This window comes from Streptomyces sp. NPDC055287 (genome assembly GCF_053646035.1).
In genome coordinates this window covers 69,493-92,325 of sequence record NZ_JBSHNE010000017.1, presented here as the reverse complement: position 1 = coordinate 92,325, position 22,833 = coordinate 69,493, and the positions used below count along the sequence as shown (strand labels likewise).

Sequence of the window (22,833 nt, the reverse complement as noted above, 5' to 3'; positions counted from 1 at the left end):
CCATCCCGTCAGAAAGGCACCACCGTGCAGCTCCACACCCGCACCTGGGGCGAGGGCGACCGCCTCGCGCTCCTGATCCACGGCATCATGGCCGACCACCGCACCTGGCGCCGGGTCGGTCCCGCTCTGGCCGCGAAGGGCTACCAGGTCATCGCCGTCGACCTGCGCGGACACGGCGTCAGCGGCCGGGGCGAGTACACCCCGGAGATCTTCGCCGACGACGTCGTCGAGACCCTCCCGGCGGGCGCCGAACTCGCCATCGGCCACTCTCTCGGCGGCCTCACCCTGTCGCTCGCCGTGGACCGGCTGCGGCCGCGGCGCGCGGTCTTCTCCGACCCGGCGTGGCACCTCGCCACAGCGGAAGAGGGCTTCGGACCGGAGATGTTCGCCCAGTTCAAGGCGGCTCCCCGGGAGCGGATAGCGGCGATGAATCCGCGCTGGGACGCGGCGGACATCGACATCGAGCTGGAGACCCTCCGCGTCTGGGACGAGGCGTCGGCGCTCGGCCTCGCCGCGCTGTCCGGCGTCGATCTGCTGCCCGCCGAGCCCGTCGTCCCCTCCCTGGTGCAGCTCGCCGACCCGAGCTTCCTCATCGACGCGGCGAAGGCGGCCGTGCTGGCGGAGCGCGGGTTCGAGGTGCGTACGGTGCGCGGCGCCGGGCACACCATCCACCGTGACGACTTCGACGCGTTCATGACGTCGCTGGACGGCTGGATCTGATCTCTCGTGTGTGTACGGGCCGGACGGCACACCCGGGGGCCGGCCGGCCCGTAGACCGCTTCAACCCCGTCAGCCGCTCAGCCGCGCGCCAGGACCGCCCACAGGTCCGGGTCCTCGAAGTTCAGCGCCCACAGGGCCGTGTTGGCGACGCCGTACTTGCGCAGCACCGGCAGGTGTTCGGCGACGCCCGGCGCGTCCTGGTACCAGACTTCGCGCCGCTGCTCACCGTCCCAGTAGCTGAAGTGCGGTGTCCGGGACACCGGGTCGAGGGTGTACGGCGCGCCCTTCGCGCGGCGCAGCGCCTCCGCCTCTTTCCATGTGACGTGCTTCGCCCGGGACCTGCCGTCGGCCGGCCAGTCCCACCCGTACGCCGGGAGCCCGAGCTCGATCTTGCCGGCCGGGACCGCCGCGGTGGCGGTGCGCAGGATCTCGTCGTACCACCGCGGGGTGGAGAGCGGGCCCGGTTTGCCGCCCTTCCAGTGGTGGTCGTACGCCATGATGCGCATCCGGTCGGCCGCGCGCCCGATGGCGGTGTAGTCCCAGATGCGACCGCTGGACGCCGTCTTGGGCGCCACGGTGACGACGCACTGCTTGTCCACCTTGCGCAGTGCCCGGCAGACGCCTTCGACCAGCTTCGCGTAGCCGGCCCGGACCTCTTGGTACGTGGCGTCACCGGTCGCGCCGATGGACTCGTAGTCGAGATCGAGACCGTCGTAGTGGCGGCTCTTGGCGATTTCCAGGAGCGCACGAATGTGAGTCGCGCGGCGCGTGGGGCTGGTGAGGATCGAGCCGAGTGCGCCGGGTTTCATCGTCTCCATCACGGTCGGCACGACCTTGACGCCGGCGGCGTGGAGCCCGTCGACGACGCGCCGCTCTCCGGCTCCGGGGTGGCCGTCGATCCGCCCGGCCGAGACGGCCCGGTACCAGAAGGGGCTGACGGTGTGCAGTTGCGCGGCGTGATCCAACGCGTCGCGGTACGCCCCTTCCTGGTCCCAGTACGGAAGCCAGGCGGAGACCGTACGGGGCTCCGCGGCGCGAAGGGGGGCAGCGCGGGGACGGGCAGGGGCCGGTCCGGCTGACGCCGTTCTCGCGGGGGCCTGTCCGGCGTGGTCCGGTCCGGCGGGGTCCGGAAGCTGCGTCGCCGTGACTATGAGTCCGGCTGCGACGAGGGCGATCAGGATACGTGTGGCCATGGACCGAGCCTGTGGTCCGGCAGCGGGGCCCGCTCCGCGGACTGGGCCGTCCAGGCCCTAACCTCACCCGGGTGACGACTTCTTCCGACGACATCACCGAACAGCCCGGCCGGCGCGGCCCCGCCGCGACCACCGAGGCCGACCCCCGTACGACCGGTCCGGTGCGGACCTCCTACGCGCCGGACCGCGACGGAGATCCCGACCCGGGCGAGATCGTCTGGACCTGGGTGCCGTTCGAGGAGAACGACGGGCGCGGCAAGGACCGGCCGGTGCTCGTCGTCGCCCGCGAGGCGACCGGCACGTTGCTCGCCGTACGGCTGTCCAGCAAGCGGCACGACCACGACCGCGAGTGGGCGGCGATCGGTTCGGGTCCCTGGGACGCCCTGGGGCGCGAGTCCTGGGTCGACCTCGACCGGGTGCTGCGGGTGCACGAGGACGGGATGCGCCGGGAGGCGTGCGCCCTGGACCGGCCGCGCTTCGACCGGGTGGTGCGGCGCCTGCGGGAACGCTACGGCTGGAGCTGAGCGGCGCCGTGCCCCTCCGTGCGGCGGACTACGCCTGCGGGACGGGACCTGCCTGCGCGTCGGCCCCCGCCCGCGCGCCGGGCCCCGTCTGCGCGGCGAACACCGTACGGAAGGCGTTCAGCACGGACGCCTCCCGCGTGCGGTCCAGTACTCCGAAGACCACCTCGTCGAAGTGCCCGGAGAATCGGCCCTCGCCGGTGAGGTGCGCGTGGAACGCGCCCGCCACGGCCGCGGGATCGTTCATGAAGACGCCGCATCCCCAGGCCCCCAGCACGAGCCGCCGGTAGCCGCAGGCCGCGGCCGTCTCCAGGACCCGCCCGGCGCGAGCCACGAGCGCCGCCGGGATGCGGTGCGCCTCCCCGGGCTCCCGGCTGCGGATCACCCCCGCGTTGGGCGCGGGCGACGTCAGGAACCCCACGGTGTACGGCGCTGCGAGCAGCGCGCCGCGGTCGTCGCGGAAGACCGGTACTCCGGGCGAGTGAATGACCCGGTCGGAGTAGAAGGGGCTGCGGTCGGCCCGGTGGTGGGCGTAGAACCCGGGGGCGCGCAGAAGCGTCGCGTACAGCGCGGAGGCGCGGCACAGAGCCTCCTCCTGCGCCTGTGCGCCGTTCAGGTACCCGCCGCCCGGATTGCGCGCCGAGGCGAAGTTGAGCACGACGACCGGGCCGGGTCGTGCGCCGTTCAGCCTGCGCGCCGCCTGCAGGCTGCTCTCTGCGGTGACCTCGAAGGCCGTCGTACGGTCCGTGTCCGGCACCACGACGACCGGGTCGGGGCCGTAGACCCTGGTCCCCGCGAGCGCGGCGGCCAGCGCCTCGCCGATGGGCACGCCACGGCCGCCCGGGGCGGCGTACCGGCCGGCCCGGACGATCTCTTCGGTCTCTTTCGCGATTCCGCGCAGTCGTGCACTCACAGTGAGATCGTCGGCGAGGGCGGTGCCCGGGCGCAACGGGGTTTCCGCGCCGACAGGACACTCTTGTGCGATTCTGCGTCTGTGGCTTTAGCTGGGGTGCGATGCCCGTCCCGGTCCCGGGGCGGACTCCACACGATCAGGCAGGAGGCGCAGGCCATGCCCACGGGTGACTTCGTACCAGAAGGCCCGCCGGTCACCGAGGCCGGTGCGGAAGCATTACTGCGCGGTATCTGTTTCAAGACGGGTCCGCCGAGCACTGTAGGCGTCGAACTCGAATGGTTCGTCCACGAGCTCCACCTCCCCGAACTTCCCGTCGAACCCGCCCGCCTCGAAGCGGCCATGACCGCACTGCGGACTCTGCCGCTGCACTCGGCCCTCACTGTCGAGCCGGGCGGCCAGCTGGAACTCAGCTCCTTCCCGGCCCCCTCCCTGACGGAGTGCGTCGACTCCGTCTCCGCGGATCTGGACGCCGTACGCGCCGTTCTGCGCTCCCGGGAGCTGGGCCTCACCGGTATCGGGACCGATCCCTGGCACCCCCCGAAGCGACTCCTGCGCGAACCCCGTTACGACGCAATGGAGACGTATCTCGACCGGGCGGGTCCGGCAGGCCGGGCGATGATGTGCTCGTCGGCCTCCGTCCAGGTCTGTCTGGACGCGGGTCACGAGGAGCCGGGCCCGCTCGGCTACGGGCGGCGCTGGCTGCTCGCCCACCTCCTCGGCGCCGTACTGTCGGCCGCGTTCGCCAACTCCCCCTTCCACCACCGGCGCCGTACCGGCTGGCGGTCCACCCGGCAGGCCCTGTGGACGGAGATCGAGCCCGGCCGCTCCTTCGCCCCGCCGCTCGACGCGGAGCCGCGCGGTGCGTGGACGGACCGTGTGCTGGACGCCCCGGTGATGTGCGTGAGAGGCGTGGCCGACGAGCCGTGGCACGTCCCGGAGGGGCTGTCGTTCCGCTCCTGGATACGCTCCGGGGCGCCCCGGCCGCCGACCCGGGCCGACCTCGAGTACCACGTGAGCACGCTCTTTCCACCCGTGCGGCCGCGCGGCCATCTCGAGCTGCGCATGATCGACGCGCAGCCGGGCGAGGACGGCTGGATCGTCCCGCTCGCCGTGACGACCGCGCTCTTCGACGACCCAGCGGCCTCGGAAATCGCGTACCGGACGGTCAAACCCCTCGCGGAGACCGCCGGTTCGGCGCCCGCGCCGCGCAATCCGCTGTGGATCAACGCCGCGCGGTACGGGCTGGCCGACGCCGAGCTGCGGGCCGCTGCCGTGATCTGCTTCGACGCGGCGCTCGACGCGCTGCCCCGCCTGGGCGCTTCCACTGCCGTGCAGTGCGCCGTCGCCGCGTTCACCGAGCGGTACGTCATCCACGGGCGATGTCCCGCCGACGATCTGCTCGACCCCGCTCACGGGAAGGACATCCGCACATGAGCGACCCCTCCGGCACCACGGACCCGGAAGCCCTGCGCACCCGGGCCGTCGACGCCCTGCTGAGGGCGCGCGAACGCACCGCCGGGCTCACCGACTGCGTGGACGACGGCGAACTGACCGCCCAGCACTCCCCGTTGATGTCGCCGCTGGTCTGGGACCTGGCGCACATCGGCAACCAGGAGGAGCTCTGGCTGCTGCGGACGGTCGCCGGTCGCGACGCGATGCGCCCCGAGATCGACTCGGTGTACGACGCCTTCGAGCACCCGCGCGCCGAGCGCCCCTCGCTTCCGCTGCTCGCACCTGCCGAGGCCCGGGTGTACGCCGCCGACGTACGCGGACGGGCCCTGGACGTACTGGAGCGCAGCCCGCTGGGCGGCACTCCGCTGCTGGACGCCGCCTTCGCCTTCGGCATGGTGGCGCAGCACGAGCAGCAGCACGACGAGACCATGCTGATCACCCACCAGCTGCGGCGCGGGCCCGTCGCACTGACCGCTCCCCCGCCGCCGCGCCCGACGGTCGCGACGACGGCGGACCTGCCGCGCGAAGTCCTGGTACCCGGCGGCCCGTTCAGCATGGGCACCTCCACCGAACCGTGGGCGCTCGACAACGAGCGTCCTGCGCATCACCGCTTCGTCCCCGCCTTCTTCATGGACACGGTGCCGGTGAGCAACGGCGCGTACCTGCGCTTCATGGAGGACGGCGGCTACACCGACGAGCGCTGGTGGGCGGCCGAGGGCTGGGCGCAGATACGCAAGCACGACCTCTGCGCGCCGCTGTTCTGGCGCCGCGAGGGCAGCCAGTGGCTGCGGAGGCACTTCGGTGTCATGGAGCCCGTGCCGCAGGACGAGCCGGTGCTGCATGTGAGCTGGTACGAGGCCGACGCCTACGCGCGGTGGGCCGGCCGGCGGCTGCCCGCGGAGGCCGAGTGGGAGAAGGCGGCCCGGCACGATCCGGTGGCGGGGCGCTCCCTGCGCTACCCGTGGGGCGACGCCGACCCGACCCCGGAGCGGGCCAATCTCGGCCAGCGGCATCTGCGGCCCGCTCCGGTGGGGGCGTACGCCGCCGGGGCTTCGCCGCTCGGGGTCCGCCAGCTGATCGGCGACGTATGGGAGTGGACGTCGAGCGACTTCCTGCCCTACCCGGGCTTCGCCGCCTTCCCGTACCGCGAGTATTCCGAGGTCTTCTTCGGCAGTGCGCACAAGGTGCTGCGCGGCGGTTCGTTCGCCGTCGACGCGGTGGCCTGCCGCGGCACGTTCCGCAACTGGGATCTGCCCGTACGCCGCCAGATCTTCGCGGGGTTCCGCACGGCGAGGGACGCGCCGGACACCCGTGACGTGCCGGGCGGGGTGATGTCCTGATGTGCCGTCATTTCGCTTGCCTGGGGCCGTCGGTGCCCCTGGGTGATCTGCTGGTGAAGCCCGCTCACGGGCTGTACCGCCAGGCGTGGGCGCCGCGCCTCCAGCGGTACGGGACCGTCAACGCGGACGGGTTCGGCGTCGGCTGGTACGCCGAGGGCGACCCGGTGCCGGCCCGCTACCGGCGCCCGGGCCCGATGTGGGCCGATGCCTCCTTCGCCGACCTGGCCCGGGTCGTACGCGCCGGAGCCGTGCTGGCGGCGGTCCGCGACGCCACGGAGGCGGGCGCCGACGGGGAGGCCGCGGCGGCTCCGTTCGCCGCCGGGCCCTGGCTGTTCAGCCACAACGGGGCGCTCAAGGGCTGGCCCGGCTCGGCCGCGCTGCTCGCGGGCGGGCTGCCCGCGGCCGAACTGCTCACCCTGGAGGCGCGGTCCGACTCGGCGCTGATCTGGGCGCTCGTACTGCACCGGCTGCGCGACGGCGACGAGCTGGGCCAGGCACTGGCCGACACCGTTCTGGAGCTCGCCGTGGCCGCCCCCGGCTCCCGGCTGAACCTGCTGCTCACCGACGGCGAGACGATCGCCGCGACCGCCTGGGGCGACACCCTCTGGTACCACGCGGAGCCGGGCCGTCGCACGATCGTGGCCTCCGAGCCGTACGACGACGATCCGCACTGGCGCGAGGTCCCGGACCACACCCTGCTCGCCGCCACCCGCACCGATGTCCTGCTGACCCCGCTCAAGGAGCCCACTGCGTGAGCCCGTTCCTGCTGACCCGCACCCTGCCCGAGGACGCGACGGACGCCGATCTGCGCGCCGACGTACTGCACGGACTGACCCGCACGCCGAAGGTGCTGCCGCCCAAGTGGTTCTACGACGCGCGCGGCAGCGAACTCTTCGAGGAGATCACCCGGCTGCCCGAGTACTACCCGACCCGCGCCGAGCGGGAGATCCTGATCGCCCGCGCGCCCGAGATCGCGGCCGCGACGCGGGCGCGCACGCTGGTGGAGCTCGGCTCGGGTTCCTCGGAGAAGACCCGGCACCTGCTGGACGCGCTGCTGCCCGCGCTCGACAGTTACGTCCCGGTCGATGTCAGCGAGAGCGCGCTGACCGCCGCGGCCGCGTCGCTCCTCGAGGAGCGGCCCGCCCTGTCCGTACACGCGCTGATCGCGGACTTCACGCGAGGGCTCGCCCTGCCCGGAACGCCCGGGCCGCGCCTGGTCGCCTTCCTCGGCGGCACGATCGGCAACCTCCTGCCGGACGAGCGGTCGGTCTTCCTGAAGTCCGTACGGTCGCTGCTGGCGCCGGGGGACGCGCTGCTGCTCGGCACGGACCTGGTGAAGGACGAGGAGACGCTCGTAGCGGCATACGACGACGCACAGGGCGTCACGGCCGCGTTCAACAAGAACGTCCTGTCCGTCATCGACCGCGAGCTGGGCGCGGACTTCGATCCCGACGACTTCGACCATGTCGCGGTGTGGGACCGCGGGCACGAGTGGATCGAGATGCGGCTGCGGGCGCGGACGGCTCTGACGGTGAAGATCCGGGAGCTGGACATCGCGGTGGCGTTCGAGGCGGGCGAGGAGATCCGCACCGAGATCTCGGCGAAGTTCCGCCGGGAGGGGGTACGCCGGGAACTCGCCGGGGCGGGGCTGGATCTGCGCGAGTGGTGGACCGACGGGGACGAACGTTTCGCATTGTCGCTGGCGGTGGCGGTGTAGCGCCGGCGGCACCCGCCGGCCCCTGCGGCGTTTGAGGAGCGGGGTGTGGGCACACGGACAGTGCCAGAAGCCGAACGTGCGGCCCGGCGCCTGCTGGGGCACGGTGGTAGCAGCGCGCGCCGGGACGTACCCCGCGCCGCAGGAACAGAGGGAGCGCCGCATGTCCGACCACACGTACCGCGTCACCGAGATCGTCGGCACCTCGACGGAGGGCCTGGACCAGGCGATCCGCAACGGCATCGACCGCGCCTCCCAGACCCTGCGCGGCCTCGACTGGTTCGAGATGACACAGGTGCGCGGCCACATCGTCGACGGCCGGATCGAGCACTACCAGGTGGGCCTCAAGGTCGGCTTCCGCCTCGAAGACACCGCGTGAGACACGTCATCGGGTGACCCGCCTCATCAGGTGCGGCCCTCGCGCTCCTGGGCGTCCTTGAGCGCGGCCGACGTGGCGGCCCAGCGGGCGCGCACGACCGTGAAGCCCGCCTGCTCGGCCGCCACACAGACCAGTTCGTCGTCGTCGACGAGCATCCGGACCTTCCGCCCCTGGGCGCCCAGCCGTTTCAGGATGTCCAGCTTGGTGTGACGGGCGGGCCGCCGGTCGTTGTCTCGGCGCATCCAGATCCGCCCCTCGGGAAGTCCCTGGGCGGCGAGCCACGCCAGCGTGTCGCGCCGGCATCGCTCCGGGCGCCCGGTGAGGTACACGACCTCGCACTCCTGCGCACTCTCCAGGACCATCCGCACGCCCTCGGGCAGCGGCGGGTCCTCGGGCGCCGCGCCGAAGAAGCCGTCCCAGTCCCGCGGCGTGCGTTCCAGGAAGCGCTGGCGGTGCGCCGTGTCCGCGAGGGTTCCATCGAGGTCGAATACGGCCAGTGGCCTGCTGCTCTGCGTCATTCCGGCACCTTAGGACGTGGCCGGCGGATTCGTCCGCGCCGGCCGGGAATCCCCACGCGGGTCAGGCGTTGAAGTGGGTGTGAGCTCAGTGATCGCGCAGACCCGGTTCTCCGTCCTCGACCGTTCCCGTACGCGTGAGGGGCACGACGCCCCGCAGGCACTGCGGGACACCGTGGACCTCGCACGGAAGATCGAGGCGCTCGGATATCACCGCTTCTGGGTGTCGGAGCACCACAGCGTGCCCGGAGTCGCCGGTTCCGCGCCGACCGTACTCGCCGCCGCTGTCGCCGCCGCGACCTCCACCATCCGGGTGGGCACGGGCGGGGTGATGCTGCCGAATCATCAGCCGCTGGTGGTCGCCGAGCAGTTCGGCGTGCTGGAGTCGCTCTTCCCCGGCCGCATCGACATGGGGCTCGGCCGCTCGGTGGGGTTCACCGACGGGATACGCAGGGCCCTGGGCCGGGACAAGAAGGACGCCGGGGACTTCGCCACCCGGCTCGGCGAGCTGCTGGGCTACTTCACCGGCGACCAGAGCGCGCACCCACAGGTCCACGCCCATCCGGCCGAAGGGCTCCGGATCCCCGCGTTCGTACTGGCGACAGGGGCCGGGGCGCGGGTCGCGGCGGCTGCGGGACTGCCGCTGGTGATCGCGGCGGCACGCGGCGAGGACGAGATGCTGCGGGCGGTCGACGGCTACCGCGAGGCGTTCCGCCCCTCCCCCTGGAGTGAACGGCCGTACGTCGTCCTGTCGGGCACGGTGGCCGTGGCGGGCAGCTCCGAGGAGGCCGGGCGGCTCCTGGTGCCCGAGGCCTGGGCGTCGGCGTACTCCCGCACGCACGGATCGTTCCCTCCGCTCGCATCCGTCGACGAGATCCTCGCCCGGCCGATGAGCGACCGCGAGCGGGGCCTCTTCGACGCATCGCGGCGCGGGCACGTCCACGGCACCGAGGACGAGGTGACCGACGCCCTGGAGAAGGTGCTCGGCCGCAGTGGTGCCGACGAGTACCTGGTCGCGACGAGTACGTTCGACCGTGCGGCGCTGCTGGACTCGTACCGGCGGCTGGCCCGCGTCGTGGGGCTCACGGGCGCGGACGGCGGCACGGACGCCGTCTAGTATCGAACTGTTTGTCGCAACAATCCCCGCGTACGGAGTCCCGATGCACCCTGCCCACGACCCGTATGTGCGCGTGCGCGGCGCCGACGAGCACAACCTCCGGCACGTCGACGTCGACATCCCGCGCGACGCGCTCGTCGTCTTCACCGGCGTCTCCGGTTCCGGCAAGTCCTCGCTCGCGTTCGGCACCGTCTACGCCGAGGCCCAGCGCCGTTACTTCGAGTCCGTGGCGCCGTACGCGCGCCGCCTGATCCACCAGGTCGGCGCGCCGAAGGTCGGCGAGATCACCGGTCTGCCGCCCGCCGTGTCACTGGAGCAGCGCAGGTCGGCGCCGACCTCGCGCTCGTCGGTCGGGACGGTCACCACCCTCTCCAATTCCCTGCGCATGCTGTTCTCGCGTGCGGGCACCTATCCGCCCGGCGCCGCGCGCCTGGACTCGGACGCCTTCTCACCGAACACGGCGGCCGGCGCCTGCCCCGGATGCCACGGTCTCGGCCGGATCCACCGCACGAGTGAGGAACTGCTCGTACCCGACCCGTCGCTCTCCATCCGTGAAGGCGCGATCGAGGCCTGGCCGGGTGCCTGGCAGGGCAAGAACCTGCGCGACGTGCTGGACGCGCTCGGGTACGACGTCGACCGGCCCTGGCGCGAGCTGGAGCAGCGGGACCGCGACTGGATCCTGTTCACCGACGAGCAGCCGGTCGTCACCGTGCACCCGGTCCGCGACGCGGGACGCATCCAACGCCCGTACCAGGGCACGTACATGAGCGCCCGGCGTTACGTCCTGCACACCTTCGCCGACTCCAAGAGCCAGACGCTGCGGACGAGGGCCGAGCGCTTCCTGACCGCCGAGCCGTGTCCGGTGTGCGGCGGCAGCAGGCTGCGCCCCGAGGCGCTGGCGGTCACGCTCGGCGGCCGTACGATCGCCGACCTGGCGGGGCTGCCCCTGTCGCAACTCGCGAGGGTGCTGGGCCAGGCGGCGGGCGGGAACGAGACCGCGCGGGTCCTGACGGGTGACCTGCTGGCGCGGATCGCGGTGGTCACCGAGCTGGGTCTCGGCTACCTGAGCCTCGACCGTACGACGCCCACGCTCTCCTCCGGCGAACTCCAGCGCCTGCGGCTGGCGACGCAGCTGCGCTCGGGGCTCTTCGGTGTCGTGTACGTACTGGACGAGCCTTCGGCGGGCCTGCACCCGGCCGACACCGAGGCCCTGCTGGTCGTCCTCGGCCGGCTGAAGGCGGCGGGCAACTCGGTCTTCGTCGTGGAGCACCATCTGGATGTGATGCGCAGCGCGGACTGGCTCGTCGATGTCGGTCCGCACGCGGGCGAGCACGGCGGGCGGGTGCTGCACAGCGGGCCGCCCGCCGGTCTGGCCGAGGTCGCCGATTCGGCGACGCGCCGCTTCCTGTTCGGCCACGAGCCCGCTCCCCCGCGCGAGGTCCGCAAGCCCTCGGGGGTGCTGAGGCTGAACGGTGTCGAGCGGCACAACGTACGCGGTGTGGACGCCGAATTCCCGCTCGGCGTGTTCACGGCGGTGACCGGTGTGTCGGGTTCCGGGAAGTCCAGTCTCGTCGGGCAGGTGCTCGCGGGCGTCCTGGCGGACCGGACGGCCACGGGCACGGCGGCAGCGGCGGGCTGTGCCTCGGCCGAGGGACTGGAGGCGGTGGACCGGCTGGTGCAGGTGGACCAGCGCCCGATCGGCCGTACGCCCCGCTCGAATCTGGCGACGTACACCGGCCTCTTCGACGTCGTACGCAAACTCTTCACCGGCACGGAGGAGGCGCGGGCTCGCGGGTACAAGGCGGGGCGGTTCTCGTTCAATGTGGCCGGCGGGCGGTGCGAGACCTGCCAGGGCGAGGGGTTCGTCTCGGTGGAGCTGCTCTTCCTGCCGAGTACGTACACTCCGTGCCCGGACTGCCACGGCGCGCGCTACAACCCCGACACCCTGGAAGTGACCCTGCGGGGCCGCAGCATCGCGGAGGTGCTCGATCTGACCGTCGAGGCGGCGGCGGAGTTCTTCGTGGGTACGCCGGCGGCCGAGCGCAGTCTCCGGGCGCTGCTGGACGTGGGCCTCGGCTATCTGCGCCTGGGGCAGCCCGCGACCGAGCTGTCGGGCGGCGAGGCGCAGCGCATCAAGCTCGCGAGCGAGCTCCAGCGCACGCGCCGCGGCCACACGGTGTACGTGCTGGACGAGCCGACGACCGGGCTGCACCCGGCCGATGTCGAGGTACTGATGCGGCAGTTGCACGGACTGGTCGACCAGGGCCATACGGTCGTGGTGGTCGAGCACGACATGGCCGTGGTGGCGGGCGCCGACTGGGTGATCGACCTCGGCCCCGGCGGCGGCGACGAGGGCGGCAGGATCGTCGCGGCGGGGCCACCCGGCGAGGTGGCGCGGGTGGCGGCCGGCCGTACGGCGCCGTACTTGGCCCGGCAGTTCCGGCCCGCGGCCTGACCGCCGGTCAGCGGCCCCGGGCGCGGCTGGTACGGCGCAGGCCGATCAGTTCGGCCACGGACTCCAGCCAGCGGGCGGTGGTCTCGTCGCCGACGACCGGGCGGGCGACGGTCCCGGCCGCCTCCAGCCAGGGGCGGACGGTGTCCGTGGCTTCCGGGCTCGGGAGCAGCTCGGGGAGCTGGGCCGCGTAACGCACGCCGCCACTGCGCACGACCTTGGCGAGGAACGAGACCGATCGCGGCAGGACGTCGAGCCGGTCCAGGACGACCGCGGCTCCGATGGCACCGTCCCCGAACAGGGCGGTACGGTGCGGGCCTTCGGCGGGGATGCCGTAGCGCAGCATCCTGGTGGTGTCGAGGCGGGCGCAGTCGTCGTCGGTCTTGGTGGGGCGGGGTGTGGGGGGCATGGGGGCCTCGGATCCGGTCATCGGACGGTGACGGTGTAGACGAAGTACTCACGGTCGTGCTCGCCGGGGGATCCGCTCGCGACGGGGAACGGCGACTCCGAGGGCGAGGGCGACGGCGCGGGGTCGCCGAAGCTGGCGGCACACGTGCCGAGACGGCAGTGCAGCAGCTTGATCTTCGTGCTGCCCGGCTCGATCGCCCGGAATGTGAAGGACTGCGTTCCGCCACCTCCGCCTACATTTCCACCGTCGTCCTCATAGTCCTCGTCCTGGCCTTGGAGCCGGACGACGTCACGGTCGGGACGGGGGTCGGCCACGTACCAGTTCTCGCCGAGCGAGGGACTGGCCGGTACGGACAGCGTGAACTCGTCGCCCGCGTCGACCTCAACGGTCCTCTCTTCGACCTCGTAGGTCTCGGGGCCGAAAAGGCCGCAACCGGCCAGGGCCACGCCGGACAGCGCCAGGGCGAGGGCGGCTGCGATTCGATTGCGCATGACGGAGTTCCTCATTCGGCGGGAAGGTGGACGCCGGTGGCGTCGGGCATGCGGCTGTCGGAGGCCTTGTTCATGTGACCGTTGATGAAGTCGTCCTCGCTGACCCAAGTGGTGGTGCCCCAAGGGTTGTAAATCTGCAGCATGTCGCCCTCCTGACCGACGATCATCATCGAATGGCCGACCCAGTCACCGTTTTTGTCCTTCCCCTCGACAGTGATGGGTACGGGCTTGCCTTCCGCGACCGACTTCTCGACGTCGGTCAGGACATCACGCCGGGCGTCCGCACTGCCTGTCTCCCGGTAGCTGTACTCGCTGCCGGTGTGAGGGCTCATCTCATTGTTGGAAATCGTGGTCTTGCCCTCTTCGTCCATGCCAGCCGGGGTGCTGCCGAAGGGGAAGTCGTAGTCGTCGGCACCGTCGCCCTCCTCATGCAACCGCAGCTGTTCATCGTGCAACCGCTCGCGGAAGGCGGCCGGGTCGTCCTCCTGACCCGAGGGGCCACCGGTGAGTTCGAGGGCGTAGAGGGGATCAACCATGGCACGGCCGGTGACGACGGTCGACGGCACGCAGGTGAGGCCCTCCTGGGACCACTTCTCCCCCCCTTTGAACGTCTGAGCGTAGGTGGTGGTGTCGGTCTCGTCCACGTGAATCACGGGCGTCAAATGCTGCTGCAACCACTGAGGATCCTTGCCGTGGATCTTGTCGCGGAACTCCGAGACCTCGTTCAGGTCGTATCCGGCGGCCAGGGCCTTCACCAGGTACGCGCGCTCCTGGGGGCTCTTGGATTCGGCGAGCATCCGCTCGAACTCCGCCTGGTCGCGGGCATTCATGCGTTCCATGGCCTGGCCCGAGCGCTCCAGGTCGTTGGGCGTGAGCAACTCGTTCAACTCGGCCGACCTGCCCGCCACCCCGATGTCCGCCAGGACGAGACGGTCGGCGGCGGAGATGTTGTCGGTCTTCATCTTGCCCGCGCGGGCCTCGGCCGCGAACTTGTTCAGGTCGCGGGCGGCCTCACGGGCCGCGTCGTCGGCCTTCTCCGCCGCCGCGTGCATGGTCTTCGCTCCGGCGGAGGCGATGCTGCGGGCGCGCAGCCGCTCCGCCTCCTCGGCGTCCTTCTCGACCATGCCGTCGAAGAAGCCGTCCTCGCCCCCGAGCATGCCGAGCGCCTCGCGCAGTTGCTCACGGCCGCCCTTGTCCTCGGACTGCGCGGTGGTCAGGGCGTCGGAAAGGAAGATCAGGGCCCTTCGAGCGCCGCGGATCGCCTCGTCCATCTGCGCGGCCGCTCGCGCCGCCGCCGAGACCACCTCCTGGGCCTTGGCGCCGGTACTGCCCACCCAGGCGTCGGGCAGGCCCGTGAGGGCGACCTGCTCGACCCGGTCCTGTACGTCCCTCGCCGCATCGGCCTGCTTGGCGTACCGCTTCGCGATGTCGTCGAGGGTGCTCGGCGAGCCGACGGGCGCCGAGACGTTCAGGGCGTTCTGGATGGCCTCGATGAGGGTGTTCTTGTCGCCGGCACCGGCGATGGACCGCTGGTACCCGGCGAGCTTCTCCCGGCGGTCGGTGGTGGATTCGCCTGCGTCGGGCATGGCTTTGCGGCCTCCGGCTTTCGGTTCGGAGCAGTCAACAGAGGGAGGGAGAAGGCAGCGCTCAGCCGAAATCGGCAAGGCCGACCGGGGGCGAACCGGGGGCGGGGATGGTGCGCATGCCGGGTGCGGACCCGGCGGGCGCGGGCGCCGGCATGGTCGTCAGTCCGCCATCCCCGCTCGCCTGGAGTTCGTTCATCGCGCTGACGTCGGCGCCGTGGTAATTCGCCTTCGAGATACGGACCTTGTCCGCCAGCTCGTGCAGGGCGCTCTCCAGTACCTTGGCCTCGGCCTGCCACGCTTGGGAGAAGTTGTTGAACGCCGGGCCGGAATCCGAGCCGCCCAGGGCGTCCGGCGTGTAACAGAGCTGCTCCTGGAGAGCGGCGCCGATGTCACCGGTGTCGTCGCCCGCCCGGTCGAGCTTGTCCGCCTCGGCGTCCATCCCGCTCTTCTGAACGCGGTAGCCACCCTGTTGCGTCTGCCCGGCCATCTTCCCCCGCTTGCCAGCCGATCTCGATCTTGCGGGGGGAAGATTAGCAGCAGCCGGTGACATGCCCACAACCACCACGGCCGTGGGTCAGCGGCGCGGCGTCTTGCGCGTCGCGCGCAGCCACTCCTTGTTCATCGCGGCGATGGACGGCAGCGGAATGCCCTTCGGGCAGGCGGTCGCGCATTCGCCGGTCAGGGTGCAGCCGCCGAAGCCCTCGTCGTCCATGGCCGAGACCATGTCGAGGACCCGGGTCTCGCGCTCGGGCGCGCCCTGCGGCAGCACACTGAGGTGGTTGACCTTCGCCGAGGTGAAGAGCATCGCCGAGCCGTTCGGGCAGGCCGCGACGCACGCGCCGCAGCCGATGCACTCGGCGTGCTCGAACGCGAAGTCGGCGTCGGCCTTCGGCACGGGCGTGGCGTGCGCCTCGGGAGCCGCGCCGGTCGGGACGCTGATGTAACCGCCCGCGCCGATGATCCGGTCGAACGCCGACCGGTCCACGACCAGGTCCTTGACCACCGGGAAGGCGCCCGCCCGCCACGGCTCGACGTCGACGGTGTCGCCGTCCGCGAAGTGCCGCATGTGGAGCTGGCAGGTGGTGGTGCGCTCCGGTCCGTGCGCGTCGCCGTTGATGACGACGCCGCACGCGCCGCAGATGCCCTCGCGGCAGTCGTGGTCGAAGGCGACCGGCTCGTCGCCGCTCAGGATCAGCCTTTCGTTGAGCGTGTCGAGCATCTCCAGGAACGACATGTCCTCGGAGATGCCGTCCACGTCGTACGTGACCATGGCGCCGGGTTCCTCGGCGTTGCGCTGGCGCCAGACGCGCAGGGTGAGCCTCATGCGTAACTCCGCTGGGTGGGGTGGACGTAGGCGAATTCGAGGGCTTCCTCGTGCAGGACCGGAGCGTTGCCCGTACCGGCGAATTCCCAGGCGGCGGCGTACGAGAACTCCTCGTCCCTGCGCTCCGCCTCGCCGCCCTCGGTCTGGCTCTCCTCGCGGAAGTGGCCGCCGCAGGATTCGCTGCGGTGCAGGGCGTCGAGGCACAGCAGCTCGGCGAGCTCCAGGTAGTCGACGACGCGATTGGCCTTCTCCAGCGACTGGTTGAGCTCCTCGCCCGTACCCGGCACCTTGATCCTCCGCCAGAACTCGTCGCGGATCTCCGGGATGCGGCCGAGCGCCTTGCGCAGGCCCTCCTCGGTGCGGGCCATTCCGCAGTACTCCCACAGGAGTTCGCCGATCTCCTTGTGGAAGGAGTCGGGGGTGCGGTCGCCGTCGACGGCGAGCAGCCGCTCCAGGCGGTCGTTGGTCTCCGCGACGGCGCGGACCGACTCCGGGTGGCTCGCGTCGATGTCGTCGTGGTGGGGGTTGCGGGCCAGGTAGTCGTTGATGGTGGACGGCAGGACGAAGTAGCCGTCGGCCAGGCCCTGCATGAGGGCAGAGGCGCCGAGGCGGTTGGCACCGTGGTCGGAGAAGTTGGCCTCGCCGATCGCGAAGAGACCGGGGACGGTGGTCTGGAGGTCGTAGTCGACCCAGAGGCCGCCCATCGTGTAGTGGATCGCCGGGTAGATGCGCATGGGCACCTCGTACGGGTTCTCCGCCGTGATCCGCTCGTACATCTCGAAGAGGTTGCCGTACTTCTCCTCGACGGCCTCGCGGCCCAGGCGCCGGATCGCGTCGGCGAAGTCGAGGTAGACGCCCTGTCCGCCGGGGCCGACGCCGCGCCCCTCGTCGCAGACGTTCTTCGCGGCGCGCGAGGCGATGTCGCGCGGCACCAGGTTGCCGAAGGACGGGTAGATCCGCTCCAGGTAGTAGTCGCGCTCGTCCTCGGGGATGTCGGCCGGCGGACGGGTGTCGCCCTGCGCCCTGGGGACCCAGATGCGGCCGTCGTTGCGCAGCGACTCGCTCATCAGGGTGAGCTTGGACTGGTGGTCGCCGGAGCGCGGGATGCAGGTGGGGTGGATCTGGGTGAAGCAGGGATTGGCGAAGTACGCGCCGCGCCGGTGGGCGCGCCAGATCGCCGTGGCGTTGGAGTTCTTGGCGTTGGTGGAGAGGTAGAAGACGTTGCCGTAGCCGCCGCTGGCGAGGACCACGGCGTCGGCGAAGTACGTGTCGACGCGGCCGGTGATCAGGTCACGGGCGACGATGCCGCGCGCCCGCCCGTCGACGACGATCAGGTCGAGCATCTCGGTGCGGGCGTGCATCTCGACCTTTCCGGCCGCGATCTGCCGCGACAGCGCCTGGTAGGCGCCGAGCAGCAGCTGCTGTCCGGTCTGGCCCCGGGCGTAGAAGGTGCGCGAGACCTGTACGCCGCCGAAGGAGCGGGTGTCGAGCAGGCCGCCGTACTCGCGCGCGAAGGGCACGCCCTGCGCGACGCACTGGTCGATGATCTCGACGGAGATCTGCGCGAGCCGGTGGACGTTGGACTCGCGGGCGCGGAAGTCGCCGCCCTTGACCGTGTCGTAGAAGAGACGGTGGATGGAGTCGCCGTCGTTGCGGTAGTTCTTGGCGGCGTTGATGCCGCCCTGGGCGGCGATGGAGTGGGCGCGGCGCGGCGAGTCCTGGTAGCAGAACTGGACGACGTGGTAGCCCTGTTCGGCGAGCGTGGCGCCGGCGGCGCCACCCGCGAGGCCGGTTCCGACGACGATGACGGTGTGCTTGCGGCGGTTGGCCGGGTTGACCAGCCTGGCCTCGAAGCGGCGGGTGTCCCAGCGCTCGGCGACGGGGCCGGAGGGGGCCTTGGTGTCGACGACCGGCGCACCGGTCGCGTAGTCGGTGTAGTCCGTGCGGTCACTCATGTCAGCCCACCACTCCAGTCATGACGGCCACCGGTACGGAGACGAATCCGGCGGTCAGCACCAGCGCGAGGCCGTTGGCCACGGTCTTGAGGATCCGGTCGCGCCGCGCGTTGCCCACGCCCAGCGTCTGTGCTGCGCTCCAGAAGCCGTGCCGCACGTGCAGCCCGACGGCGAGCATCGCCACGAGGTAGATGACGTTGCCGTACCAGGTGCTGAAGGTCGCGACGACGTTCTCGTACGGGCGTCCCGGCCGCGCGTTCTCGTTCACCGTGAGCGTCGTCAGGTCCAGCAGGTGCCACACGATGAACAGCGCGAGGATGATCCCGCCCCACCGCATGGTGCGCGTCGCGTAGCTCGCCCGCCGCCGCTTGTGCACGTACTTGCTCGGCCGCGCCCGGATGTCCAGCCTGCTGAGCTGATACGCCGCCACACCGTGCAGCACCACCGCCGCGAGCAGCACCACGCGCACGACCCACAGCGCCCACTCGTAGTGCAGCAGCGGCTCGCCCATGGTCCGCAGCCAGTGCGCGTAGGCGTTGAACTCGCCGGAACCGAAGAAGATCTTGAGATTGCCGAGCATGTGGGCGACCAGGTACATCAGCATGATCAGGCCGCTCACAGCCATCACCGTCTTCTTGCCGACGGTCGATCCCCAGAACGAGCGCGTGAGCGACGGTTGCCTGTCCGTCCGCGTAGCCAGTGCCATGACCCCGACGCTAGAGCCGGAGTGCCTCAGAGGTCCAAGACATGGTCCGGCTCATGTCCATAGGCCAGGCCTATCGCCGATATCGTGGCCGTATGCAGTTCCAGCAGCTTCTGTACTTCGTGACCGTCGCCGAGACCCTGCACTTCACCCACGCCGCCGAGCGCGCGCACGTCTCCCAGCCCTCCCTCTCCCAGCAGATCCGCGCACTGGAGAAGGAGCTGGGCGCCGACCTCTTCACCCGCGCCCGCGGCAACATCGCCCTCACCGACGCCGGCGAGGCCCTGCTGCCGCTGGCCAGGCGCATCCTCGCCGACGCCGACACCGCCCGCCACGAGGTCCAGGAGCTCGCCCAGCTGCGGCGCGGCCGGGTGCGCCTGGGTGCGACGCCGAGTCTGTGCACCGGGCTGCTCCCCGACGTACTGCGCACCTTCCACGATCTGCATCCCGGCATCCAGCTGCTGATCGAGGAGAGCGGCTCGCACGACCTCGTGCGGGAGCTGGCGCGCGGCTCACTCGACCTGGCCCTGGTCGTGCTGCCCCTGCCCACGCCGTCGCCCGCCCTGACCACCGTCGAGCTGCTGCACGAGGACCTGGTCGTGGTGTCCGCCGCCTCGGTGCCCCGCCCCGGGCGCGGCAGATCCGTGCGCATCGCGGATCTGGAGGGCGAACCGCTGGTGATGTTCCGGCACGGGTACGACCTGCGCGAGCTGACGGTCGCCGCCTGCCGGGCCGAGGGCTTCGAGCCGTCGTTCACCGTGGAGGGCGGCGAGATGGACGCCGTACTCGGCTTCGTACGGGCCGGCCTCGGGCTCGCGGTGGTGCCGCGGATGGTGGCGGCGCGGGCAGGGCGCGACCTGCGGGTCACGCCCCTGGCCCGGCCCGGCCTCAGCCGTACCATCGCGCTCGCGCACCGCAGCGACGTGGCTCCGCCGCGCGCGGCGCGCGAGCTCCAGAACGTACTCCTCGCTTCCCGCGTCCGTCAGACCGCGTCGGCCAGCAGCAGGGAGTGAATGCGGTCGGGCGCTCCGGGCCGGGCGTAGTACCAGCCCTGCGCGGTGTCGCAGCCCAGCTCGCGTAACTGCGCGGCCTGCGCGCCTGTCTCCACTCCCTCGACCGTCACGGCCAGGCTGAGACTGTGCGCGAGTGACACGATCCCTTCGACGATCTTCACATCGACGGTGTCGGCCGGGTGCTGCTGCATGGACTGGGTGAAGGAACGGTCCAGCTTGAGCACGCTCACCGGCAGCCTGCGCAGGTTCGCGAGGTTGGAGTAGCCGGTGCCGAAGTCGTCGAGTGCGATGTCGACCCCCATCTCGGCGAGCTGCCGCAGCGGCTTGAGCAGGTCGTCGTCGGCGCCGATCAGCGCCGACTCGGTGACCTCCAGGCACAGCGCGCCCGGTTCGAGACCCGCACGCTCCAGTACGTCCACCGTGTCGGAGACCAGGCCGGGGTGGTGCAGCTGCATCGGTGAGAGGTTCACGTTGATGCGCAGCGGCCCGCCGTCGGAGTGCCGCTCCTGCCAGAACCTGGCCTGGCGTACGGACTCCTCGAGCACCCAGCGCCCGAGCGGGACGATCAGCCCCGTGTGCTCGGCGAGCGGGATGAACCGGTCGGGGCCGAGGACGCCGTGCTGCGGATGGCACCAGCGCACCAGCGCCTCCGCGCCGTGCACGCTGCCGTCACCGAGATGCACGAGCGGCTGGTACTCGATGAAGAACTCGCCCCGCTCCAGCGCGGCGGGCAGCGCGTTGGTGAGCCCGTGCCGGGTGATGGCGCGGGCGTCGGCCTCCGGGTCGGCGGTCTCGAAGCGGTTGCCGCCCGCCGACTTGGCCCGGTACATGGTGATGTCGGCGCTGCGCAGTACCTCCGCCGGGCCGCGTTCGCCCGCCGGGCCTTCGACGATGCCGATGCTGCCGCGCACGGTCAGATCGCGGCCCTCGATGCGGATGGGGGACGCCAGCGTGTTCAGGATGCGGGCGGCGAGCTCGTCCACCTCCTGGCGGGTGTCGGGGCCCGTGGTCAGGGCCACGAACTCGTCGCCGCCGAGCCTGGCCACCATCTCGCCGGGCGCCGTCGCACAGCTCTGCAGCCGGTCGGCGACCTCCACGAGGAGCCGGTCGCCGGCCGAGTGGCCGAGGCTGTCGTTGACCGCCTTGAAGCCGTCGAGGTCGAGGTAGCACAGGCCGAAGCGCATGCCGTCGCCCGCGGACAGGGCCTTCTCCAGGCGCTCGAAGAAGAGCGTGCGGTTGGGCAGCCCGGTCAGGGCGTCGTGGGTGGCCTCGTAGCGCAGCCGCAGGTTGAGGAGCCGCCGCTCGGTGGTGTCCTCCATGAGCGCCAGCTGGTACTGCGGCCTGCCGTCGGCGTCGCGCAGCAGCGAGACGGTCAGGTTGGTCCACAGAACGGTGCCGTCGGTGCGGTAGTACGGCTTCTCCACGCGGTAGCTCTCGCGCTCCCCGCGCACCAGCTCGCCGTACAGCTTCCACACGTGCGGCGTGTCCTCGGGGTGGACCCACTCGCTCACCTTCCGGCCGCGCGTGTAGTGGTCGAGGCCGCCGAACATCCGCATGAGCGCCTCGTTGACCTCCAGGATGTTGCCTTCGAGGTCGGCGATGCCGATGCCGATCGCCGCGCCTTCGAAGACCGCGCGCAATCGGGTCTCGGTGGTGTGCAGCGCCCGCTGGGCCTCGCTGCTCGCCAGGAGGGACGACCGCGCAAGGGCCTCCTGCTCGGCGAGGGTCCGCTCGCGCAGCGCCTTCGCGTAACCGGCGGCGATGGCGTGCTGGAGCCGGGCGCAACGGGCCCGGTGCTCCTCGGTCGTGGCGGGCGAGTCCTCCCCCCCGGCGCAGTACAGCACCAGGTAGGAGTCGACGACTCCGAGCGTACGGACCAGCGCGTCCGGGTCGGTGCAGTGGGCGGCGACCAGGGCGGCGCCGACCTCGTGGCCGGGCGCGGTGTCGAAGGGGCGCCGGTGGAGGGCGTCGCTCAACTGCCGTGCGAGCGGCAGCAGATGACGTTCGACCTCGGGCCGGGTCATGGACGTGGCGGTGACGGGGAAGATCGCCCGGCTCCAGATCGTGGCGAACCGGCCGAGTCTGCCGTCGTGGTCGTCCCGGTCCTCCCGGTCGCCCCGGTCGCCGAGGCCGGCCGCGGCCCGCCCGTCCGACGGTGCGGAGCCGGGTCCCGGTGCCTGCGATGGCACGCTCACGCCTTGCGTCCCACTCCTGCGAAGCCCGAGAAGGCGAACGGATCCTCCTGGGCGAGCGGGGTCTCCGGCCGCCACTCGGGCATCGCCACGAGTCCCGGCTCGACCATCTCGTACCCCTCGAAGAACCGCGCGACCTCTTCGCGCGAACGCATGATCAGCGGGTTCTTGATGTTCCTGTAGACCCCGACCGTGCCGCCCACCTGCTGCTCGGGCAGCGGAATCCCCTCGTAGGAGGCGTGGGTGAGGATCACGAGGCTGCCGGGTGCGAGGGCGTCGCGCAGGGTGGCCACGGCCGCCAGCGGATCGTCGGCGTCCTCGATGAAGTGGAGTACGGCGACGAGCAGCAGCGCCACCGGCCGCTCCAGGTCGATGAGTTCGCCGATGACGGGGCTGCTCAGGATGTCCTGCGGCTTGCGCAGGTCGGCCGCGGCTATGCCGGCCCGGTCGTTGCCCGCGAGCACGGCCTGGCTGTGCGCGACGGCGACCGGGTCGTGGTCGACGTACGCCACGCGCGCCTGGGGGTCGGCTGCCTGGGCGACCTCGTGGACGTTGCCGAAGGTCGGGATGCCTGATCCGATGTCGAGGAACTGGGTGATGCCCTCGTCCACGGCGAAACGCACCGCGCGGCGCATGAATGCCCTGTTCGCCTGCATGATCTTGGGGAGGCCCGGCATGAACTCCATTGCCTTGCGGGCGGTTTCCCTGTCGACCTCGAAGTTGTGCGAACCGCCCAGGTAGAAGTCGTAAATCCGGGACACGCTCGGCACCGTGAGGTCGATGCCCTGTGGTGCCCAGGCGGGTCGCTCCATCAATGTCTCCAACTCATCGCCACGGGACGACC

At 71.5% G+C, this 22,833-nt stretch carries 22 protein-coding genes; 10 read left to right on the top strand and 12 right to left on the bottom strand.

Annotated features, from left to right (window positions below; genetic code table 11):
• The first annotated feature begins 24 nt into the window (after positions 1-24).
• Positions 25-720 (top strand): alpha/beta fold hydrolase, encoded by a 696-nt coding sequence (locus ACWIHY_RS25010; protein WP_454377905.1) that lies wholly within the window; start codon positions 25-27, stop codon positions 718-720.
• Between the two features lie 77 nt (positions 721-797).
• Here the strand turns inward: ACWIHY_RS25010 and ACWIHY_RS25005 are convergent, their stop codons facing one another.
• Positions 798-1,913: a glycosyl hydrolase family 18 protein gene (locus ACWIHY_RS25005; protein ID WP_454377904.1), complete on the bottom strand. Its 1,116-nt coding sequence runs from the start codon at positions 1,911-1,913 to the stop codon at positions 798-800.
• A 71-nt stretch (positions 1,914-1,984) separates the two neighbouring features.
• Here ACWIHY_RS25005 and ACWIHY_RS25000 point away from each other — a divergent pair, with 71 nt between their 5' ends.
• Positions 1,985-2,437, top strand: a complete 453-nt coding sequence (locus ACWIHY_RS25000) for a type II toxin-antitoxin system PemK/MazF family toxin (protein ID WP_454377903.1) — start codon at positions 1,985-1,987, stop codon at positions 2,435-2,437.
• Positions 2,438-2,465: 28 nt separating this feature from the next.
• Here ACWIHY_RS25000 and ACWIHY_RS24995 read toward each other — a convergent pair whose 3' ends face one another.
• Entirely contained in the window at positions 2,466-3,347 is an 882-nt protein-coding gene (locus ACWIHY_RS24995; protein ID WP_454377902.1) for a TIGR02452 family protein, read from the bottom strand.
• A 156-nt stretch (positions 3,348-3,503) separates the two neighbouring features.
• On the opposite strand from ACWIHY_RS24995, the gene egtA reads away from it, so the two are divergent.
• From egtA to ACWIHY_RS24970, 5 genes are all read left to right on the top strand, one after another.
• Positions 3,504-4,781: an ergothioneine biosynthesis glutamate--cysteine ligase EgtA gene (gene egtA / locus ACWIHY_RS24990; protein WP_454377901.1), complete on the top strand. Its 1,278-nt coding sequence runs from the start codon at positions 3,504-3,506 to the stop codon at positions 4,779-4,781.
• Positions 4,778-6,139 (top strand): ergothioneine biosynthesis protein EgtB, encoded by a 1,362-nt coding sequence (gene egtB, locus ACWIHY_RS24985; RefSeq protein WP_454377900.1) that lies wholly within the window; start codon positions 4,778-4,780, stop codon positions 6,137-6,139. Before egtA ends, egtB begins: the two co-directional genes overlap by 4 nt.
• Positions 6,139-6,894 (top strand): ergothioneine biosynthesis protein EgtC, encoded by a 756-nt coding sequence (egtC, locus tag ACWIHY_RS24980; protein ID WP_454377899.1) that lies wholly within the window; start codon positions 6,139-6,141, stop codon positions 6,892-6,894. The genes egtB and egtC overlap by 1 nt, the downstream gene beginning before the upstream one ends.
• Positions 6,891-7,856 carry an L-histidine N(alpha)-methyltransferase gene (egtD, locus tag ACWIHY_RS24975; protein ID WP_454377898.1) on the top strand — a complete coding sequence of 322 codons (966 nt, stop codon included), beginning with the start codon at positions 6,891-6,893 and terminating at the stop codon, positions 7,854-7,856. Before egtC ends, egtD begins: the two co-directional genes overlap by 4 nt.
• Before the next feature lie 160 nt (positions 7,857-8,016).
• Positions 8,017-8,232 (top strand): dodecin, encoded by a 216-nt coding sequence (locus tag ACWIHY_RS24970; protein WP_069925839.1) that lies wholly within the window; start codon positions 8,017-8,019, stop codon positions 8,230-8,232.
• 26 nt (positions 8,233-8,258) lie between these two features.
• On the opposite strand, the gene ACWIHY_RS24965 is transcribed toward ACWIHY_RS24970, so the two are convergent.
• Positions 8,259-8,750, bottom strand: a complete 492-nt coding sequence (locus ACWIHY_RS24965; protein WP_454377897.1) for a phosphatase domain-containing protein — start codon at positions 8,748-8,750, stop codon at positions 8,259-8,261.
• Positions 8,751-8,838: 88 nt separating this feature from the next.
• Between ACWIHY_RS24965 and ACWIHY_RS24960 the strand changes: the two genes are divergently transcribed.
• Together ACWIHY_RS24960 and uvrA are read left to right on the top strand one after the other, a co-directional pair.
• On the top strand, positions 8,839-9,864 hold the full coding sequence (locus ACWIHY_RS24960) for an MsnO8 family LLM class oxidoreductase (protein ID WP_454377942.1): 1,026 nt from the start codon (positions 8,839-8,841) through the stop codon (positions 9,862-9,864).
• Between the two features lie 43 nt (positions 9,865-9,907).
• Positions 9,908-12,319: an excinuclease ABC subunit UvrA gene (gene uvrA / locus ACWIHY_RS24955; RefSeq protein WP_454377896.1), complete on the top strand. Its 2,412-nt coding sequence runs from the start codon at positions 9,908-9,910 to the stop codon at positions 12,317-12,319.
• Between the two features lie 7 nt (positions 12,320-12,326).
• On the opposite strand, the gene ACWIHY_RS24950 is transcribed toward uvrA, so the two are convergent.
• From ACWIHY_RS24950 to ACWIHY_RS24920, 7 genes are all read right to left on the bottom strand, one after another.
• Positions 12,327-12,746 carry a hypothetical protein gene (locus ACWIHY_RS24950; RefSeq protein ID WP_454377895.1) on the bottom strand — a complete coding sequence of 140 codons (420 nt, stop codon included), beginning with the start codon at positions 12,744-12,746 and terminating at the stop codon, positions 12,327-12,329.
• Entirely contained in the window at positions 12,743-13,216 is a 474-nt protein-coding gene (locus ACWIHY_RS24945; RefSeq protein WP_454377894.1) for a protease inhibitor I42 family protein, read from the bottom strand. Before ACWIHY_RS24945 ends, ACWIHY_RS24950 begins: the two co-directional genes overlap by 4 nt.
• A gap of 11 nt (positions 13,217-13,227) precedes the next feature.
• Positions 13,228-14,802 (bottom strand): peptidoglycan-binding protein, encoded by a 1,575-nt coding sequence (locus ACWIHY_RS24940; RefSeq protein WP_454377893.1) that lies wholly within the window; start codon positions 14,800-14,802, stop codon positions 13,228-13,230.
• 61 nt (positions 14,803-14,863) lie between these two features.
• Positions 14,864-15,289: a type VII secretion target gene (locus ACWIHY_RS24935; protein ID WP_454377892.1), complete on the bottom strand. Its 426-nt coding sequence runs from the start codon at positions 15,287-15,289 to the stop codon at positions 14,864-14,866.
• Between the two features lie 87 nt (positions 15,290-15,376).
• Positions 15,377-16,126: a succinate dehydrogenase/fumarate reductase iron-sulfur subunit gene (locus ACWIHY_RS24930; protein ID WP_454377891.1), complete on the bottom strand. Its 750-nt coding sequence runs from the start codon at positions 16,124-16,126 to the stop codon at positions 15,377-15,379.
• A complete protein-coding gene (locus tag ACWIHY_RS24925) occupies positions 16,123-18,081 on the bottom strand; it encodes a fumarate reductase/succinate dehydrogenase flavoprotein subunit (protein WP_454377890.1) in 1,959 nt (652 codons plus the stop codon). The genes ACWIHY_RS24930 and ACWIHY_RS24925 overlap by 4 nt, the downstream gene beginning before the upstream one ends.
• Before the next feature lies 1 nt (position 18,082).
• Entirely contained in the window at positions 18,083-18,787 is a 705-nt protein-coding gene (locus ACWIHY_RS24920) for a succinate dehydrogenase (RefSeq protein WP_454377889.1), read from the bottom strand.
• Between the two features lie 92 nt (positions 18,788-18,879).
• Here ACWIHY_RS24920 and ACWIHY_RS24915 point away from each other — a divergent pair, with 92 nt between their 5' ends.
• Positions 18,880-19,797, top strand: coding sequence for a LysR family transcriptional regulator (locus tag ACWIHY_RS24915; protein WP_454377888.1), 918 nt, complete (start codon positions 18,880-18,882; stop codon positions 19,795-19,797).
• Here ACWIHY_RS24915 and ACWIHY_RS24910 read toward each other — a convergent pair.
• Together ACWIHY_RS24910 and ACWIHY_RS24905 are read right to left on the bottom strand one after the other, a co-directional pair.
• Complete coding sequence (locus ACWIHY_RS24910; RefSeq protein WP_454377887.1) at positions 19,767-21,992, bottom strand: putative bifunctional diguanylate cyclase/phosphodiesterase; 2,226 nt, start codon at positions 21,990-21,992, stop codon at positions 19,767-19,769. The two genes, ACWIHY_RS24915 and ACWIHY_RS24910, sit on opposite strands and share 31 nt — an antisense overlap.
• Entirely contained in the window at positions 21,989-22,801 is an 813-nt protein-coding gene (locus ACWIHY_RS24905) for an SAM-dependent methyltransferase (RefSeq protein ID WP_454377886.1), read from the bottom strand. The genes ACWIHY_RS24910 and ACWIHY_RS24905 overlap by 4 nt, the downstream gene beginning before the upstream one ends.
• Positions 22,802-22,833: the final 32 nt, after the last annotated feature.

Coding starts and splice junctions, on each gene's coding strand:
- ACWIHY_RS24930 (WP_454377891.1), bottom strand. CDS start 16,126: ATGAGGCTCACCCTGCGCGTCTGGCGCCAGCGCAACGCCGAGGAACCC.
- ACWIHY_RS24915 (WP_454377888.1), top strand. CDS start 18,880: ATGCAGTTCCAGCAGCTTCTGTACTTCGTGACCGTCGCCGAGACCCTG.
- ACWIHY_RS24920 (WP_454377889.1), bottom strand. CDS start 18,787: ATGGCACTGGCTACGCGGACGGACAGGCAACCGTCGCTCACGCGCTCG.
- ACWIHY_RS24925 (WP_454377890.1), bottom strand. CDS start 18,081: ATGAGTGACCGCACGGACTACACCGACTACGCGACCGGTGCGCCGGTC.
- ACWIHY_RS24905 (WP_454377886.1), bottom strand. CDS start 22,801: ATGGAGCGACCCGCCTGGGCACCACAGGGCATCGACCTCACGGTGCCG.
- egtC (WP_454377899.1), top strand. CDS start 6,139: ATGTGCCGTCATTTCGCTTGCCTGGGGCCGTCGGTGCCCCTGGGTGAT.
- ACWIHY_RS24945 (WP_454377894.1), bottom strand. CDS start 13,216: ATGCGCAATCGAATCGCAGCCGCCCTCGCCCTGGCGCTGTCCGGCGTG.
- ACWIHY_RS25005 (WP_454377904.1), bottom strand. CDS start 1,913: ATGGCCACACGTATCCTGATCGCCCTCGTCGCAGCCGGACTCATAGTC.
- ACWIHY_RS24965 (WP_454377897.1), bottom strand. CDS start 8,750: ATGACGCAGAGCAGCAGGCCACTGGCCGTATTCGACCTCGATGGAACC.
- ACWIHY_RS24940 (WP_454377893.1), bottom strand. CDS start 14,802: ATGCCCGACGCAGGCGAATCCACCACCGACCGCCGGGAGAAGCTCGCC.
- egtA (WP_454377901.1), top strand. CDS start 3,504: ATGCCCACGGGTGACTTCGTACCAGAAGGCCCGCCGGTCACCGAGGCC.
- ACWIHY_RS24970 (WP_069925839.1), top strand. CDS start 8,017: ATGTCCGACCACACGTACCGCGTCACCGAGATCGTCGGCACCTCGACG.
- egtB (WP_454377900.1), top strand. CDS start 4,778: ATGAGCGACCCCTCCGGCACCACGGACCCGGAAGCCCTGCGCACCCGG.
- ACWIHY_RS24935 (WP_454377892.1), bottom strand. CDS start 15,289: ATGGCCGGGCAGACGCAACAGGGTGGCTACCGCGTTCAGAAGAGCGGG.
- ACWIHY_RS24950 (WP_454377895.1), bottom strand. CDS start 12,746: ATGACCGGATCCGAGGCCCCCATGCCCCCCACACCCCGCCCCACCAAG.
- uvrA (WP_454377896.1), top strand. CDS start 9,908: ATGCACCCTGCCCACGACCCGTATGTGCGCGTGCGCGGCGCCGACGAG.